Raw genomic sequence first — 14,303 nt, 5'->3', positions numbered from 1 at the left:
TCCGGATCCCCCCAAGACTGGCGTGAACTGCCCCTGTCCCGGAGTCTGCGGGGGGATCTTCAGAAAGCCTTCAGACCGCCCGCGGGCGGCGGGTGGTCCAGCCCCCGGCCGCGAGCAGGCCGCCGACGCTCAGCAGGATGAGCGTGCCGAGGTCGAAGCCGCCCAGCGAGCCGATCAGCACGGCCCACAGGGCGACGCCGGCGCCCAGCCACCACGGCACCGGGTGGCCGCGCCGAGCCAGCCACGTGACGAGGGAGCCGAGCAGCAGCAACGGCACGCCGAAGCTGCCCGGGCTGAACCAGAACGCCTCCGCCACGGCGAGCCGCTCGGGCGAGGGGTCCAGTGACACGGTGTTGAAGAAGCCTTCGTCGACGACCTGCGTCCAGACGTCGCGGCGCAGCACAGCGGCGGTCACGGTGTGGAACAGGCCGCCGCACAGCGCGAGCATCCCGCCGCAGGCGGAAGCGGTGCGCCACCACGTGCGCGCGGTGGCCGGTACGGGTTTGGTGTCGAAGAGGGTCATGGCACCAGGCTGCTCGTGCCGCCGACGTACGGCGTCCACCTGACGGGGTCAACCACTCCCCAGAAAGGATGAGATCGCCCAGGCACGCCCTAGCCCGGACGGACCAGCCCGTTCTCGTAGGCGAAGATCACCGCCTGCACCCGGTCGCGGACCTCGAGCTTGGCCAGCAGGTGCGCGACGTGGGTCTTCACGGTCGCCTCGGACAGGAAGAGCCGCTGCGCGGTCTCGGCGTTGGAGTGGCCGTGGGCGATCTCCAGCAGCACGTCGCGTTCGCGGGCGGTCAAGCGTTGCAGCAGCGGGGAGGCCTCGTGCCCGGCCCGTGCGGTCGGGAGGTGGTCCAGCATCCGGCGGGTCGTGGAGGGCGCGAGCACGGAATCGCCGGCATGGACGGCGCGGATCGCGTGCAGCACCTCGTCGGCCGACGCGTCCTTGAGCAGGAACCCGCTCGCACCGGCGCGCAGTCCGGCGAAGGCGTACTCGTCGAGGTCGAACGTGGTCAGCACGATCACCTTGGGCGCGTTCTCCCGGGCCGTCACCAGCCTGGTCGCCTCCACGCCGTCCAGGCGCGGCATCTGGACGTCCATCAGGACGACGTCGACCGTGGTCTCGGCGAGCCGCGCGACCGCCTCGGCGCCGTCGGCGGCCTGCAGCACGATCTGGATGTCGTCGGTGGCGTCGACCACCATGGCCAGGCCGACCCGGACCAGTTCCTGGTCGTCGACCAGCGCGACTCTGATCGTCATCTCAGCCTTCCCTGTCGCGGGCGCGAAACTCCGCACGCACCCTGAAACCGCCGTCGGCGGGACCGGCCTCGAACGTACCGCCCGCGGCGTGCACCCGCTCCTGAGCACCCCGCAGTCCGGCGCCCGCGCCCGGAACCGGCGCCCGGTCCTCGGCGTTTCCGCCGTCGTCGGCGACGGTGACGACCGACGCGTGCGGGGAGTGCGTGACCGTGACGGTGACCGTGGGGTTCGAGCCCGCGTGCTTGACACTGTTGGTCAGTGCTTCCTGGACCAGGCGGTACGCCGCCGTCGCCGCGCCGGGTGTCATGACGCCGGCCGTGCCTTGCTCGGTCAAGCGGACCTCGACGCCTGTCGCCCGTACCCGCTCCACCAGCGCAGGGATCGCCGCGAGCGAGGGCTGCACGGCCTCGCCGGGAGGGGCCTCCCGCAGCACCTGCAGCGTGCCCCGCATGTCGGTCAGCGCCTCGCGGGCGGTGCCCGCGATGACGGTCAGCGCCTGGACTGCCCGGTCCGGCGACTTGGCGGCGATGGCGGCGCCGCCTTCGGCCTGACGCACGATGACCGCCAGCGAGTGCGCCACGATGTCGTGCATGTCGCGGGCGATGCGCTGCCGCTCGCCGGTGACGGCCCGCTCGGCGGCTTCAGCGGCCTCTTCCGCGAGGCGTCGCCGCCGGTCGAAGTGGGAACGGCCGACGCTCCAGGTGCCGGCCACGGCGGCGATCAAGGCCAGCAGAGCCAGCAACAGGGTCAGCCAGCCGGCAGGGAGGATGCCGTACGCCGTGGCGGTTCTCGCGGTGCACAGCAAAGCCCCGGCCAGGCTGATGCCGAGAGCGAGCCGGCTCGGGACTCGGTCGCAGTGCGCGGCGACGGCGTACAGCAGGACCAGGAAGACCGCGGACGACGGCAGGAAGAACAGCGGGATCTCGATCTCGTTGCCCGCGCCGGCCAGTCCCAGCCCGGCGGTGCGGACCGTTGTGTTCGGCAGGGCGAGGGTCACCGCCATCGCCAGACCGGCCAGCAGGAACGCCGCTTGGGTGGCGATCCGGCGCAGCGCGACGGAGGCCAGCACCGCGACCCCGCACACACCGGCCGTCCAGAGCACCCAGCCTGGCGACGTGGCCGACCGGAGGATCTCCAGCGACGGCGGCCCGGTGACCGCGGCGAGCGCGAGGGCGAGCAGGGCGTCCGGCGCGACCGGGTGCGCCCGCATCCACCGCTCCAGGCGCCCGGTCGAGGTCATGGCCCGATCGTAGGCTCCGGCCGTGGCTGCTCCGGTCAGGTGCAGGGGGTGATCAGGGTGTTGTGGGCCTTGACGGCGTCCGAGATGTCGGTGAGCGCGTTCGCCTCGGGCGCGTACTGGGCGGGCACGGCGACCTCGAAGTACACCTTGCGGCCGATCGTGGTGAAGATGACGCCGTTGTCCGCCTCCTTGGCGAACCAGCCGACGCCGTTCACCTCGAAGCACTGCGACTGGGCCTGTGCCATTCCGGCCGGCGGAGCGACGCCGCAGGTCAGCTCGATCGGCGGATCCCCGTACGCCGCGGTCAGCGGGCTCGTGGGATCGGTCTCCCGGCGCTCACCGTCGAGCACCTTGGCCGGCAACGCCTTCACCAGCGACGTGCAGGCCTCGGAGACCTCCGGGGCGGGCTGCGGAACCGCGACGGGCACCGGCTCCCCCCCGCAGCCGGCCACCAGGGCGAGCAGCAGGACCGCGACCGCCGCGGCCCGCCGCTCGGTGCTCAGATGTGGACGACGGGGCACGTCAGCGTGCGGGTGATCCCGGGCACGTTCTGCACGCGCGCCACGACCAGCTTGCCCAGCTCGTCGACGTTGCGGGCCTCGGCGCGCACGATCACGTCGTACGGGCCGGTGACGTCCTCGGCCAGGGTGACGCCCTGGACCTCGGCGATCTGTGCTGCGACATCGGCGGCCTTGCCGACCTCGGTCTGGATCAGGATGTAGGCCTGGACCACCACGTCGTTCTCCACTCAGTCGTCCTCAGCGGGCACCGGCCACAGTACTGCAGAGCGGCCGGGCGTACTCGTCGTTGCCCGGTCACCGTACCGCCTAGACTCCCCGTGGGTACATGGGAGGTCTGCTGACGTGACAGAGACGTTGGGAAGCACTGGGGAGTTCGGCCTGATCGCGGCCGTCACCAAGGGCTTTCCCCAAGGTGAGGACGTTCTGGTCGGTCCGGGGGACGACGCGGCCGTGGTGGCGGTGCCGGACGGGCGGATGGTGATCACGACCGACCTGCTCGTCGAGGGCCGGCACTTCCGCCGGGACTGGTCGTCGGCGTACGACGTGGGCCGCAAGGCCGCCGCGCAGAACCTGGCCGACGTGGTGGCGATGGGCGCCCGGCCGACCGCGCTGGTGGTCGGTTTCGGGGCGCCCACGGACCTGCCGACGGCGTGGGCGGTCGAGCTGAGCCAGGGACTGGCCGACGAGGCCGACCTGCTGGGGGTGAGCATCGTCGGCGGCGACACCGTGCAGTCCGACAAGGTCGTCGTCTCGGTGACCGCCTTCGGCTCGCTCGACGGCCGCCGGCCGGTGCTGCGCTCCGGAGCGCGGCCCGGCGACGAGGTGGCCGTCGCGGGCCGGCTGGGCTGGGCCGAGGCCGGGTTCGCCGTGCTGACCCGCGGCTTCCGCTCGCCGCGCAGCGTGGTGGACGCCCACCGCCGCCCGCAGCCGCCGTACGCCGAAGGGCCGCGCGCCGCGATCGCGGGTGCCTCCGCGATGTGCGACGTGAGCGACGGGCTGATCGCTGATCTGCGGCACATCGCCGAGGCCAGCCAGGTGGTGATCGACGTCCGCTCCCAGGCGCTGGCTGTGCCCGAGCCGCTGGAGGCGGTCGCCGCCGCCACCGGCCTGGACGCGCTGACGTTCGTACTGACCGGTGGCGAGGACCACGCGCTGGTCGGGACCTTCGAACCGGCCGACGTGCCGGACGGCTGGACCGTCGTCGGATCGGTTGCTGAAGGCAATCAGGATCTGCCGGCCGGTACCGTCACCGTCGACGGCGCCGCCTACGCCGCCCCGGCCGGCCACGCCCACTTCGCGAGCTGACCGGCCCGCCCTTCCCGCACCGACCAGTCCAGGAGCAGAGATGACGTCCGGCCCGCCCGCAGTTCCGCCCCGAGTGCTCACCGTCGCCGGCTCCGACTCCGGCGGTGGCGCCGGCATCCAGGCCGACCTGAAGGCGATGCTGGCCAACGGCGTGCACGGGATGAGCGTGCTCACCGCGATCACGGCGCAGAACAGCCTCGGCGTCCAGGGTGCGTGGGAGCTGCCGGCCGAGCAGGTCGAGGCGCAGTTCCGCAGTGTGGTGGACGACATCGGCGTCGACGCGGTGAAGACCGGCATGCTCGCCTCCGCGCCGATGGTCCGGCTGGTCGCCGCGCTGCTGCGCACCCTGCCGCCGGACGTTCCGGTGGTGATCGATCCGGTGTCGGTGTCCAAGCACGGCGACACGCTGCTCGACGCGGACGCCATGGCGGCGATCCGCGCGGAGATCGTGCCGCTGTCGACTGTGCTGACGCCGAACCTCACCGAGCTGGGTCCGGTGGCCGGGGTGGAGTTGCGCACGCTGGACGACCGTGAGCTCGCGGCCAAGAAGCTGCTGGCGGCCGGTGCGTCGTGGGTGCTCGTCAAGGGCGGTCATGACGCCGGTGACACGTCTGTCGACGTGCTGCACGGCCACGGCGTCCGCGAAGAGTTCAGTGCGCCCAGGGCCGACAACCGGCACACCCACGGCACCGGGTGCACACTGGCCAGCAGCATCGCGTCGTACCTGGCCCGGGGGTACGACGTACCGTCGGCGGTCGGGGCGGCCAAGGAGTACATCAGCGGTGCGGTCGCCGCCGGGTTCCCGCTGGGTGGCGGGATCGGGCCGGTGGACCACGCGTGGCGCTTTCGAGGGAGCGCACAGCGAGGGAGTGGACAGTGACGAAGCGCCAGCCGCCGGTCGACGGGCTGTGTGAGGAGTGCGGGTTCAACTACGGCACGGGTGACCTGCAGGGCACGGTCACGCTGCTGGTCCGGCAGGCCGCCGAGACGGCGATGGCGCTGACCAAGGCCGCCGCCGGACCCGACCCGGACGTCGTGCGACTGCGGCCGGAGCCGGACGTGTGGTCGGCGATCGAGTACGCCTGCCACGTCCGTGACGTGCTCGAGGTGCAGCGACTGCGGATCGCGCAGTGCCTGGCCGAGGACCGGCCGATGTACGCGCCGATGGACCGGACCGGGCGGGTCAAGGAAGCCAAGTACGAGGACCAGAACCCGGTCGAGGTGGCGGCGGCGCTGATGCGGTTCGCCCGCGAGTTCGGTGCGGCCGCTCGGGTGCTGACGCCGGCCGAGCTGGGCCGGCTCGGGCTCTACAACTACCCGGTCCGGGCGCCGCGCACGCTGAGCTGGATCGTCCGGCACACCGCGCACGAGATCCAGCACCACCGGCACGACCTGATCAGCATCCTGGCCGAGGTCGAGCCACCGATCGTCCCGGCGCCGAGGCCCGTGGAGGACGGAACCGACCAGGAGGCGACGGCCCCTGAGGGCGTCACCTCCTGATCGGCACCACGGTCAGGCAATCGTGCCCAGGTACTGCCACTGGCTCGCCACGGTCGGGATCTTCGAGTAGAAGGCGACCCGGACCGCCGAGCCCTTCAGCCCCGCGGTGGCGAGGTTGGTCGCGAAGTTGCCCAGCTGGTTGCTGGTCATCGTCGCGCGGGTGACGTACGTCGAGGTGCCCGGCCGGCGGACCTGCACCAGCACCTGCTGGTTCTGCACGTTGACCTGGCGGCCGGTGTAGTGCCAGGCCTTCAGGTTGCCGCTGACCAGCAGCTTGCCGGCCTTCGGCACCAGCGTGCCCTTGGGACCGGCGTTGACGGTCGACTGGAACCGCAGCGTGAGCACCCGCGGCGTGGTCTGGCGGGTGAAGGTCTTCACCGCGACCCGGCCGGCCCGGTCCTTCACCGCGATCTGCCGGATCATCCACTGGCCGTAGCCGTCGGTGCCGAATCCGAAGGTGGCGGAGAAGGTGCTGATCCGGTGCGCGGAGGTCTCCCGGACCGCGTTCTGGTTGCGGAAGAACGCGGTGTTGGTGCGGCTGATGCCCAGCGACACCGACATGTCCTTGCAGTACGACTCCGAGCTGGGCCAGTCGGTGAAGAACTTCAGCCGCCCGCGCGTCGTCATGGTCTGGTCGTAGCCCCACTGCTGCGCACCAGTCAGTTGCTGGAGGCAAGTGTTTGCGGTCGCGGCGGAGGCCGGCTGGGCGATGGCGACGGTGCCGGCGACGGCAGCCGCGGCGGTGGCCAGCGTGACGGCGAGGCGGGCGGCGATGGTGGTACGCATGGAAGTGGTTCCCCCCTGGGTTGTTGGTGCCGAATGTCCTGGTAGACGACCGCAGCAAGGGGTTTGGTTGAGTAAAGACTCGATAACGCCTTACGGAGCGTGGGTTTCTGCCCAGGCGGTCAAGGCGCTCTCGGTGGTGAGGTGGTCCAGGCCGAGTGCCGCGGCACCGCGCAGTACGCCGTCCTCGGAGTGGGCCGAGTCGAGCACCGGCGGGGGAGCGGCCCGGCGGAACTGCATCAGGCTCTCGCGGTAGCCGCGTTCGAAAGCCTCCGGCGCCGCGGCCCGCAGCGGGACGGCCAGACCGCCGAGCGTCACCACCTCCGGGTCGTGCGCGTTGACCAGGCCGGCGATCCCCGACCCCAGCGCCGCGGTGACCAGTTCGATCGCCGAACGTGTTGCCGGGGATGGTGGCCGGCGCAGTACGTCCTCGGCGTAGCCGTAGGGGTCGTCCGGTTCCGGCTCGCCCAGTCGGCGGGCCAACGCGCGGCCGTCGATCTCCAGGTCCCAGCAGCCGCGCGCGCCGCACGGGCAGAGGACCGAGCGATCGCCGAACGGCATGTGCCCGTACTCGCCGCCCGTACCGGTCGCCCCACCGGCCGGAACTCCGCCGAGGATCAGCGTGCCGCCCACACCGACCTCGACGATGAGGTGCAGCGCCGTCCCTGCTCCCGCGGCAGCTCCGGTCCGGGCCTCGGCCACGCCACTGAGCGTCGCGTCGTTGCCCGCCAGCAGGGGGAGGCCAGTGCCTTCGACCACTGGCGACAGGTCGACATCGCGCCAGCCGAGCGTCGCCGCTTGCAGAAGCTGGTTGCCCCGGACGGAGCCGACGACGGCCAGCGTGACGGCGACCAGCCGGTCGCCGTACTGCTGCTGCGCGGCGATGACTGTCTCGCGGAAGCTCGCGAGGACCGAGTCCGGCCGTCTGCTGCGGTGGCGCGTCGTCTGCTGCAGCTCCAGCGTGCCGTCGAGTTGGGCGATCGCACTCCGCCAGGTGCCTTGCCGCAGGTCGAGCACGAGGACGAGCGGTCCGTGCGGGTGAGCCTGCAGAACAGTGGTCGGCCGGCCCCGGCCGTGGATCGGGGCCGGCAGTTCGCTGAGCAGCGAGAACTCGCGCAGCCGGGCGGTCACCTCGGTCGCCGAACTCGTGCTCAGCCGGAGCTCCTTGGCGACCGCGGCGCGCGTGATGCCGGGGCGCCGGGCCATCAGGTTCAGCACCTCGGCCGCCGTCTGCCATCGCCCTCGTCTGGCCACGTCGCAGCTCCCAGCTCTTGCGGGCCCCAGGTGCCCAGAGGTTATCCTCGGTGGACGAGCTTAATGGAGGCCTCGATGGATGTCCGGAACGTACACGCGGTGCTCTTCGACATGGACGGCACCCTGGTGTCCTCCGACGCCGCGGTCGAGCGGGCCTGGACGACCTGGTCGGCCGAGTACGGCGTGGACCCGGCCGGGGTGCTCGCGATCGCCCACGGCAGTCCCGCCGAGTCCACGGTCGACCGCGTCCTGCCCGGCCTCGACCCGACGCTGCGGACGCTCGCCGCGGGCCGCCAGCTGCAGCTGCAGTACGACGACCTGTCGGACGTGACAGCGACTCCCGGCGCGCTGGAGCTGCTCGACGTGCTGGAGCGGCGGGGGCTGCCCTGGGCCGTGGTCACCAGCGCGGACCAGCGTCTTGCCAAGGCGCGGTTGTCGGCGGCGGCGATCCACCCGCCGGTCCTGGTGACGATCGAGGACATCACTCGGGGCAAGCCGGACCCGGAGGGATACCTGCGCGGGGCGGAGCTGCTCGGCGTACGGGCGGAGCGGTGTCTGGTGGTGGAGGATGCCGAGGTCGGGCTCGAGGCGGGGCGTGCGGCCGGGGCCTTCACCGCTGCGCTCAAAGGGCTGTCGGGTGATCTCGCACTGACCGACCTGCACCAGCTCGCGAAGCTGCTGGCGACGGGCTGATGGATCGGCGCGTCGACCTCCGGATCGGGCTGGCCCTCTCCGCGCTCGGCTTCCTGCTGGCCGGACTCGGGGCGTCGATCGCGGTGCTGGCCCGCGATCTGGACCGGCCGACGGACGAGCTGGCCCTGCTGTCCTCCGCTTTCGCGGTCGGTCTGCTGATCGTCGCGGCCACCGGTCCGGCGCTGCTGCGGTCCGTTGCCATCGGCACCGTACTGCGGATCGGCGCGCTGCTGTGTGCCGTCGGCGCGACTCTGCTCGCGCTGGCCCAGGGCTTCCTGCCGGCAATCTCCGGAGGGCTCTCGGTCGGGATCGGTGGCGCACTGCTCGTGCTCGTCGCGCCGCTGTTGCTGCACGGTCCGGCAGCCGCCGCTCGCCTGACCCGGGTCAACGCGGTGGCCAGTGCGACGGGCATCTTCGCGCCGCTGGCGATCGGTGGACTGGACTCGCTCGGACCGACCGGCCGGCTCGCCCTGCTCATCGCCGTACCGCCGTTGGTGCTGCTGGCGATGATGGCCGGTCCAGGCGTGGGGCCGACCTTTCAGGACGACGCCGAGCGGTCCCCGGTGACGCAGGTACTCCGCGGGTGGCTGCGCGTCGTACTGGCTGTCGGGGTGGAGTTCTGCTTCGTCATCTGGGCGGTCGCGCGGCTCGCGGCGACCGGTGTACCGATGGCGACGGCGGCTCTGCTCGGCAGCGGATTCCCCATCGGAATGGCCGTCGGCCGGGCTATCGGGCCGCTGCACTGGCGGAACTGGTCGCCGCTCGTCCCGGCGGGTCTCCTGGCCGCGGCCGGCACGCTGCTGGTCACCGTTTTCGACAGCCCGGCCCTGGTGACTGCCGGACTCGTCCTGGCCGGCCTCGGCGTCGCGCCGATCTATCCGCTCACCATTGCCGCACTGGTCGCCACTCCGGGCATCAACCCGGCCCGGCTGACCGCTCTCGGCGCGCTGGCCTCGGGAACCGCGATCCTGCTCGCTCCGAGTCTCCTGGCGGGGCTGGCCGGCTGGCTGGAGATCCGCATAGCCTTCCTGATTCCCCTGCCGCTGCTGGCCGTTCTCTGGACCATCAGCCGGCCGTTGTCCGCAAGCCCGAAGCGCGACCTGTCTGCTTCAATCAGCGGTCACGGGGACGACCGCGACTGACCGAAGGAGGCCGATGACGGCCGCGACTCTGCACGCCCGACCGCTCGCTCCGCGCGGAACAGCTCCGGGGGCGGGCCTGCACTTCTTCGGCACCGCAGCGCTGTTCGTGCCCACCGACCTGCCGGATGGTTCGCTGCCGATGGTCGTCCTGCTGCACGGCGCCACGTCGCACCCGGAGCAGGCGCTGCCGTACCTGCGGGACCAGGCCGAGGAGGCGAAGTTCCTGCTGCTCGCGCCGAAGTCGCGGGCAATCACCTGGGACGCCATTCGGACCGGGTTCGGTCCGGACGTCGAAGCTCTGGACACCGCGCTGACCGAGGTGTTCGAGCGCTTCGGAGTCGACCCGGCGCGGATCGCCGTCGCCGGCTTCTCCGACGGGGCGTCGTACGCGCTCGGGCTGGGCCTCGCGAACGGTGACCTGTTCAGCCGGGTGATCGCGTTCTCACCCGGATTCGTCGTGCCCGGGCCGCGGCACGGCAGGCCGCCGGTCTTCGTCTCGCACGGCGACGCGGATCCGGTCCTGCCGATCGAGCGCTGCAGTCACCGGCTCGTGCCGGCGCTGCGGGCGACCGGCTACCAGGTCGACTTCCACGAGTTCTCCGGCGGGCACGAAGTACGGCCGGACCTCGCCACGGTCGCCGTCTCGGATCTCTAGCTGAGCAACCCGTACGACTGCAGCAGCTCACGCAGTTCGGGGAGGCCGCTGGAGAGGTGGAACTGCTCGGCGTGCAGGCCGGCCTCGCGGGCGCCGTCGACGTTGGCCTGGTTGTCGTCGACGAACAGCACCGCCGTGGGCGGCAGGTCGATGGCGGCCACGATCGTCTTGAAGTACGCCGGGTCGGGCTTCGCCACACCGAGGTCGCAGGAGTAGAAGGACCGGTCGAACCAGGCGCCGTAGTTGCGCTGGTCGTTCATGATCGCCCGCCGGTAGGCCTGCTGGTTGGTCGCCAGGTGGCAGCCGACGCCGGTCGCGCGCAGTTCCTGCACCAGCGCGATCGCGTCCGGATCGGCCTCGAACCGCTGCCACAGGCCGAGCACCTGCTCGAGCGGAGTGGTCACGTTCCAGCGGGCCAGCACCTCGGCCACCGCCTCCCGGAAGTCCGCCTTGCCGGCCACCGAAGGAGCCTCCGAGGCCATCAGGTCGAGCACGAACTCCCCGGCGGGCCGGCCGGCGGGCACAGAGCTCTCCAGCGCTGCCTGCCAGTCGACGGTCGGCAGCTGGATCACGCCGTCGGCGTCGAACAGCACGGCTTCGATGGTCATGCGCCCATCCAACCAGCCGGCCGGAGCGCGTCCGCAGTCCGGTCTGGACGATGACCGACCGCTTCCGGACGATGGACGCAGCGCGAGCAGCGAACCCTTGACCGGTTCAGTTGGTATGCGCTTACCTTGAGCGGTCCGAACATATCCGGACAACTTCTGGCGCAATCGAACACAGAGAGCCCGGTGAGGCGCATGACTCTGACCAGACGGAAGTTCCTGACCCTGAGTACCGGCGGTGCCGCCGCCGCACTCGGCCTCACCGGCTGCGGCGGGTCGCGAGATTCGCTCGGCGGCCCGGACGAGCTGAGCATGTGGACCTGGGTCGGCTCGGTGAACGACTCGCTGATCGGCCAGGCCGAGAAGGCGATTCCCGGCGCGACCGCCAAGCGCCTGGCGATGACCCGGATCGGCACCAGCTACAAGACCAAGGTGCTGACCGCGCTGGCCGGCAAGTCGCTGGTGCCCGACATCGTGGCGATGAACGACGACGTCGCGACGTACTTCCCGAACGCCGACCAGTTCCTCGACCTGCACGAGCTCGGCGCCGACCGGTTCAAGGGCGACTTCCTGGAGTGGAAGTGGAAGCTCGGCATCACGCCGGAGAACCGGATGATGGCCTACCCGATGGACACCGGCCCGACCGCGCTGTTCTACCGCCGCGACCTGTTCGCCAAGGCCGGCGTCGAGACCGAGCCCGAGGACGTCGCCGCGGCCGCGCCGGACTGGGAGAGCTACATCCAGCTGGCCAAGAAGGTGAAAGCCGCGATCCCGGGCTCGGCGATCACCGACAACATCACCAGCATCTACCTCTACGCGCTGGCCCAGCAGACCAAGCGCTACATGACGCCCGACGGCCAGTACATCGGCGACCAGGACCACCTGCGGCAGGTCTGGGACCTGGCCGTGCGCGTGGTCAAGGAAGGGCTGTCGGCGAACGCGCAGGCCGACACCACCGACGTCAACGCCGTGGTCACCAACGGCCGGCTGGTGGCCTTCAACGCTGCGGTCTGGTGGGCGCAGCTCGGGCCGAAGAACGCCGCACCGGCGACCAAGGGCAACTGGCGGGTCTGCGCCCCGCCCGGTGGCGCCGGCAACCGCGGCGGTTCGTTCCTGGCGATCACCAAGTACTGTAAGGACCCGGAGGCCGCGTTCGCCTTCATCACCTGGCTGGAGTCGGCCAAGAACCAGGCCGAGGCGTTCCTCGACCCGGTCCTGTTCCCCTCCACGCCCGCCTCGTACGACGACCAGCGGCTGACCGCGCCGGACCCGTTCTTCGGCGGCCAGCGGATCGTCGACGTGTTCGCCGCCTCGGCGGAGAAGTACCCGGGCTCGTACTTCAGCCCGTACGACAGCGTCATCGCCACCCCGATCACCGCCGAACTGGTCAACGTCGAGGTCGGCAGCAAGACCTCGGACCAGGCCTGGAAGGACGCTCAGGAGCAGGTGCACCGCGAGCTGTCCCGGATGGGGGCGATCTAGATGGCCGTCAGCAACGCGGTGAGCGCTCCCGCGGTGACCGCCACCACCAAGGACCCGGCCGGCCGGCCGCCGAACAGGTACCGCCGCGCGCTGCCGCAGTACGCCGCGATCTCGCCGTTCTTCATCCTGTTCGCGATCTTCGGCGCGTTCCCGGTGCTGTTCTCGATCTGGCTGTCGCTGCACTCCTGGGACGGCATCGGCGCGATGCAGTGGGTCGGGCTCGAGCAGTACAGCTACCTGCTCAGCGACCCGAAGTTCTGGGCCGCGATCACCAACACGCTGATCATCTGGGTGCTGTCGACGGTTCCGATGCTGCTGCTCGCGCTGGTGATCGCGAACGCGCTGCACAACGCGACCCGGTTCCGCAGCTTCTACCGGATCGCCTACTTCATCCCCAACATCACCTCGGTGGTCGCGGTGACGATGGTGTTCGGCTCGATCTTCAGCAACAACTTCGGCCTGCTGAACGCGTTCCTGCAGTCGGTCGGGCTGAACAAGATCGAGTGGCTCAGCCAGCCGTGGGGCATCAAGGTCGCGATCGCCACCATCGTCACCTGGCGCTGGGTCGGCTACAACGCGATCATCTTCCTGGCCGGTCTGCAGGCGATCCCGTCCGACGTCTACGAGGCGGCCAAGGTGGACGGCGCGTCGCCGCGGCAGACGTTCTGGCGGGTCACCGTGCCGATGCTGCGCCCGGTGATCCTGTTCGCCGCGATCACCTCGACGATCGGCGGGCTGCAGATCTTCACCGAGTCCCAGGTGCTGCTCGGCAACTCCGGCGGCCCGGGCGGCGCCGGCACCACGATCGTGTCGTACCTGTACCAGAACGCGTTCGGCGCGAACCAGTTCGGCTACGGCGCCGCGATCGGCTGGGCGCTGTTCATCCTGATCGTGCTGTTCTCGATCATCAACTGGCGGCTGATCGGCGGCGACGAGAACGACCGGCTGACCAGCCGGCTGCGGCGGCGGGCGGGAAAGGAGCAGACCGATGAGCGCTGAGTCGAATCACTCCGGCCGGATCCGCGAGGTCGTCAGCCACCTGGTGCTGATGTTCGGCGTCGCGCTGTCGATCTTCCCGTTCTACTGGATGCTGGTGATGGCCTCGAACACCACTCCGGACATCTTCACCTACCCGCCGAAGCTGGTGGTCGGTTCGCACCTGCTGGAGAACATGCGCAACGTGCTGGACAACATCGACTTCTTCGGCGCGATGCTGATCACGCTGCTCGCCTCGCTCGGGGTGACGGTGCTGGTGCTGTTCTTCGACTCGCTGGCGGCGTTCGCGTTCGCCAAGTACGAGTTCCCGGGCAGCAAGTGGCTGTTCGGGCTGCTGCTGGCCACCTTCATGATCCCGTCGCAGCTGGCGCTGGTGCCGCAGTTCGTCACGCTGGCCGAGTTCGGCTGGATCGGGTCGCTGAAGGCGCTGATCATTCCCGGCGCCGCGAACGCGTTCGGCATCTTCTGGATGCGCCAGTACGCCCGCGGCGCGATTCCCGACGAGCTGATCGCGGCCGCCAAGGTCGACGGCGCCGGCTTCTTCCGGCAGTACCTGACCGTCGGGCTGCCGGTGCTGCGGCCCGGCCTGGCCTTTCTCGGCATCTTCACCTTCATCAACGTCTGGAACGACTACCTGTGGCCGTTGATCGTGATGACGGACCCGAACAAGCTCACTCTCCAGGTCGCCCTGCAGCAGCTGAACGGTGTCTACGGCACCGACTACAGCATGGTGATGGCCGGTGCTTTGATGAGTGTGGTGCCGCTGATCGGGGTCTTCGTCATCGGCGGCCGCCACTTCATCGCCGACATCGCCGCCGGCGCCGTGAAGTCCTGACCCTGTCCGCACACTTCGAGGGGACC

17 protein-coding genes are annotated in these 14,303 nt (G+C 70.8%); 9 read left to right on the top strand and 8 right to left on the bottom strand.

Annotation, left to right across the window (positions count from 1 at the left end):
- Positions 1-70 precede the first annotated feature (70 nt).
- From KFLA_RS35890 to KFLA_RS23920, 5 genes are all read right to left on the bottom strand, one after another.
- Positions 71-523 carry a DUF6463 family protein gene (locus KFLA_RS35890; protein WP_012922402.1) on the bottom strand — a complete coding sequence of 151 codons (453 nt, stop codon included), beginning with the start codon at positions 521-523 and terminating at the stop codon, positions 71-73.
- 89 nt (positions 524-612) lie between these two features.
- A complete protein-coding gene (locus tag KFLA_RS23935; RefSeq protein WP_012922401.1) occupies positions 613-1,266 on the bottom strand; it encodes a response regulator transcription factor in 654 nt (217 codons plus the stop codon).
- Position 1,267: 1 nt separating this feature from the next.
- Positions 1,268-2,506, bottom strand: a complete 1,239-nt coding sequence (locus KFLA_RS23930) for a sensor histidine kinase (protein WP_049797424.1) — start codon at positions 2,504-2,506, stop codon at positions 1,268-1,270.
- 35 nt (positions 2,507-2,541) lie between these two features.
- Complete coding sequence (locus tag KFLA_RS23925) at positions 2,542-3,027, bottom strand: DUF3515 domain-containing protein (RefSeq protein WP_012922399.1); 486 nt, start codon at positions 3,025-3,027, stop codon at positions 2,542-2,544.
- Positions 3,006-3,242, bottom strand: a complete 237-nt coding sequence (locus tag KFLA_RS23920) for an Lrp/AsnC family transcriptional regulator (RefSeq protein ID WP_184806149.1) — start codon at positions 3,240-3,242, stop codon at positions 3,006-3,008. Before KFLA_RS23920 ends, KFLA_RS23925 begins: the two co-directional genes overlap by 22 nt.
- A gap of 127 nt (positions 3,243-3,369) precedes the next feature.
- On the opposite strand from KFLA_RS23920, the gene KFLA_RS23915 reads away from it, so the two are divergent.
- From KFLA_RS23915 to KFLA_RS23905, 3 genes are read left to right on the top strand one after another with little or no spacing between them, the layout of a single operon-like run.
- Positions 3,370-4,332, top strand: a complete 963-nt coding sequence (locus tag KFLA_RS23915; protein ID WP_012922397.1) for a thiamine-phosphate kinase — start codon at positions 3,370-3,372, stop codon at positions 4,330-4,332.
- Between the two features lie 40 nt (positions 4,333-4,372).
- Positions 4,373-5,212, top strand: coding sequence for a bifunctional hydroxymethylpyrimidine kinase/phosphomethylpyrimidine kinase (gene thiD, locus KFLA_RS23910; protein WP_012922396.1), 840 nt, complete (start codon positions 4,373-4,375; stop codon positions 5,210-5,212).
- On the top strand, positions 5,209-5,832 hold the full coding sequence (locus KFLA_RS23905) for a DinB family protein (RefSeq protein ID WP_012922395.1): 624 nt from the start codon (positions 5,209-5,211) through the stop codon (positions 5,830-5,832). The genes thiD and KFLA_RS23905 overlap by 4 nt, the downstream gene beginning before the upstream one ends.
- 12 nt (positions 5,833-5,844) lie before the next feature.
- Here KFLA_RS23905 and KFLA_RS23900 read toward each other — a convergent pair whose 3' ends face one another.
- Complete coding sequence (locus KFLA_RS23900) at positions 5,845-6,618, bottom strand: hypothetical protein (RefSeq protein ID WP_012922394.1); 774 nt, start codon at positions 6,616-6,618, stop codon at positions 5,845-5,847.
- Positions 6,619-6,708: 90 nt separating this feature from the next.
- The gene (locus KFLA_RS23895) at positions 6,709-7,869 is read right to left on the bottom strand and encodes an ROK family protein (protein ID WP_012922393.1); all 1,161 of its coding nucleotides are present in this window, start codon (positions 7,867-7,869) and stop codon (positions 6,709-6,711) included.
- Positions 7,870-7,944: 75 nt separating this feature from the next.
- Between KFLA_RS23895 and KFLA_RS23890 the strand changes: the two genes are divergently transcribed.
- Genes KFLA_RS23890 through KFLA_RS23880 form a run of 3 tightly spaced genes read left to right on the top strand, consistent with a single transcriptional unit; the run spans position 7,945 to position 10,359 of the window.
- A complete protein-coding gene (locus KFLA_RS23890) occupies positions 7,945-8,562 on the top strand; it encodes an HAD-IA family hydrolase (protein WP_012922392.1) in 618 nt (205 codons plus the stop codon).
- Positions 8,562-9,704 carry an MFS transporter gene (locus KFLA_RS23885; protein WP_012922391.1) on the top strand — a complete coding sequence of 381 codons (1,143 nt, stop codon included), beginning with the start codon at positions 8,562-8,564 and terminating at the stop codon, positions 9,702-9,704. Before KFLA_RS23890 ends, KFLA_RS23885 begins: the two co-directional genes overlap by 1 nt.
- 13 nt (positions 9,705-9,717) lie before the next feature.
- Positions 9,718-10,359 (top strand): alpha/beta hydrolase, encoded by a 642-nt coding sequence (locus KFLA_RS23880; RefSeq protein ID WP_012922390.1) that lies wholly within the window; start codon positions 9,718-9,720, stop codon positions 10,357-10,359.
- Here KFLA_RS23880 and KFLA_RS23875 read toward each other — a convergent pair.
- Positions 10,356-10,967 carry an HAD family hydrolase gene (locus KFLA_RS23875; protein WP_012922389.1) on the bottom strand — a complete coding sequence of 204 codons (612 nt, stop codon included), beginning with the start codon at positions 10,965-10,967 and terminating at the stop codon, positions 10,356-10,358. The genes KFLA_RS23880 and KFLA_RS23875 overlap by 4 nt on opposite strands.
- A gap of 192 nt (positions 10,968-11,159) precedes the next feature.
- Between KFLA_RS23875 and KFLA_RS23870 the strand changes: the two genes are divergently transcribed.
- Genes KFLA_RS23870 through KFLA_RS23860 form a run of 3 tightly spaced genes read left to right on the top strand, consistent with a single transcriptional unit; the run spans position 11,160 to position 14,277 of the window.
- Positions 11,160-12,446 (top strand): ABC transporter substrate-binding protein, encoded by a 1,287-nt coding sequence (locus tag KFLA_RS23870; RefSeq protein ID WP_012922388.1) that lies wholly within the window; start codon positions 11,160-11,162, stop codon positions 12,444-12,446.
- Positions 12,447-13,445 carry a carbohydrate ABC transporter permease gene (locus tag KFLA_RS23865; RefSeq protein ID WP_012922387.1) on the top strand — a complete coding sequence of 333 codons (999 nt, stop codon included), beginning with the start codon at positions 12,447-12,449 and terminating at the stop codon, positions 13,443-13,445.
- Positions 13,435-14,277 (top strand): carbohydrate ABC transporter permease, encoded by an 843-nt coding sequence (locus tag KFLA_RS23860; RefSeq protein WP_012922386.1) that lies wholly within the window; start codon positions 13,435-13,437, stop codon positions 14,275-14,277. The genes KFLA_RS23865 and KFLA_RS23860 overlap by 11 nt, the downstream gene beginning before the upstream one ends.
- Positions 14,278-14,303 lie beyond the last annotated feature (26 nt).

It is taken from the genome of Kribbella flavida DSM 17836 (assembly GCF_000024345.1).
Classification (GTDB): Bacteria; Actinomycetota; Actinomycetes; order Propionibacteriales; family Kribbellaceae; genus Kribbella; species Kribbella flavida.
This window is presented reverse-complemented; position numbering and strand designations above follow the sequence as displayed.

What these genes read in the sequence shown, in the direction of transcription:
- KFLA_RS35890 (WP_012922402.1), bottom strand. Translation starts at nt 523, where the DNA reads ATGACCCTCTTCGACACCAAACCCGTACCGGCCACCGCGCGCACGTGG.
- KFLA_RS23935 (WP_012922401.1), bottom strand. Translation starts at nt 1,266, where the DNA reads ATGACGATCAGAGTCGCGCTGGTCGACGACCAGGAACTGGTCCGGGTC.
- KFLA_RS23930 (WP_049797424.1), bottom strand. Translation starts at nt 2,506, where the DNA reads ATGACCTCGACCGGGCGCCTGGAGCGGTGGATGCGGGCGCACCCGGTC.
- thiD (WP_012922396.1), top strand. Translation starts at nt 4,373, where the DNA reads ATGACGTCCGGCCCGCCCGCAGTTCCGCCCCGAGTGCTCACCGTCGCC.
- KFLA_RS23900 (WP_012922394.1), bottom strand. Translation starts at nt 6,618, where the DNA reads ATGCGTACCACCATCGCCGCCCGCCTCGCCGTCACGCTGGCCACCGCC.
- KFLA_RS23890 (WP_012922392.1), top strand. Translation starts at nt 7,945, where the DNA reads ATGGATGTCCGGAACGTACACGCGGTGCTCTTCGACATGGACGGCACC.
- KFLA_RS23885 (WP_012922391.1), top strand. Translation starts at nt 8,562, where the DNA reads ATGGATCGGCGCGTCGACCTCCGGATCGGGCTGGCCCTCTCCGCGCTC.
- KFLA_RS23880 (WP_012922390.1), top strand. Translation starts at nt 9,718, where the DNA reads ATGACGGCCGCGACTCTGCACGCCCGACCGCTCGCTCCGCGCGGAACA.
- KFLA_RS23875 (WP_012922389.1), bottom strand. Translation starts at nt 10,967, where the DNA reads ATGACCATCGAAGCCGTGCTGTTCGACGCCGACGGCGTGATCCAGCTG.
- KFLA_RS23870 (WP_012922388.1), top strand. Translation starts at nt 11,160, where the DNA reads ATGACTCTGACCAGACGGAAGTTCCTGACCCTGAGTACCGGCGGTGCC.
- KFLA_RS23865 (WP_012922387.1), top strand. Translation starts at nt 12,447, where the DNA reads ATGGCCGTCAGCAACGCGGTGAGCGCTCCCGCGGTGACCGCCACCACC.
- KFLA_RS23860 (WP_012922386.1), top strand. Translation starts at nt 13,435, where the DNA reads ATGAGCGCTGAGTCGAATCACTCCGGCCGGATCCGCGAGGTCGTCAGC.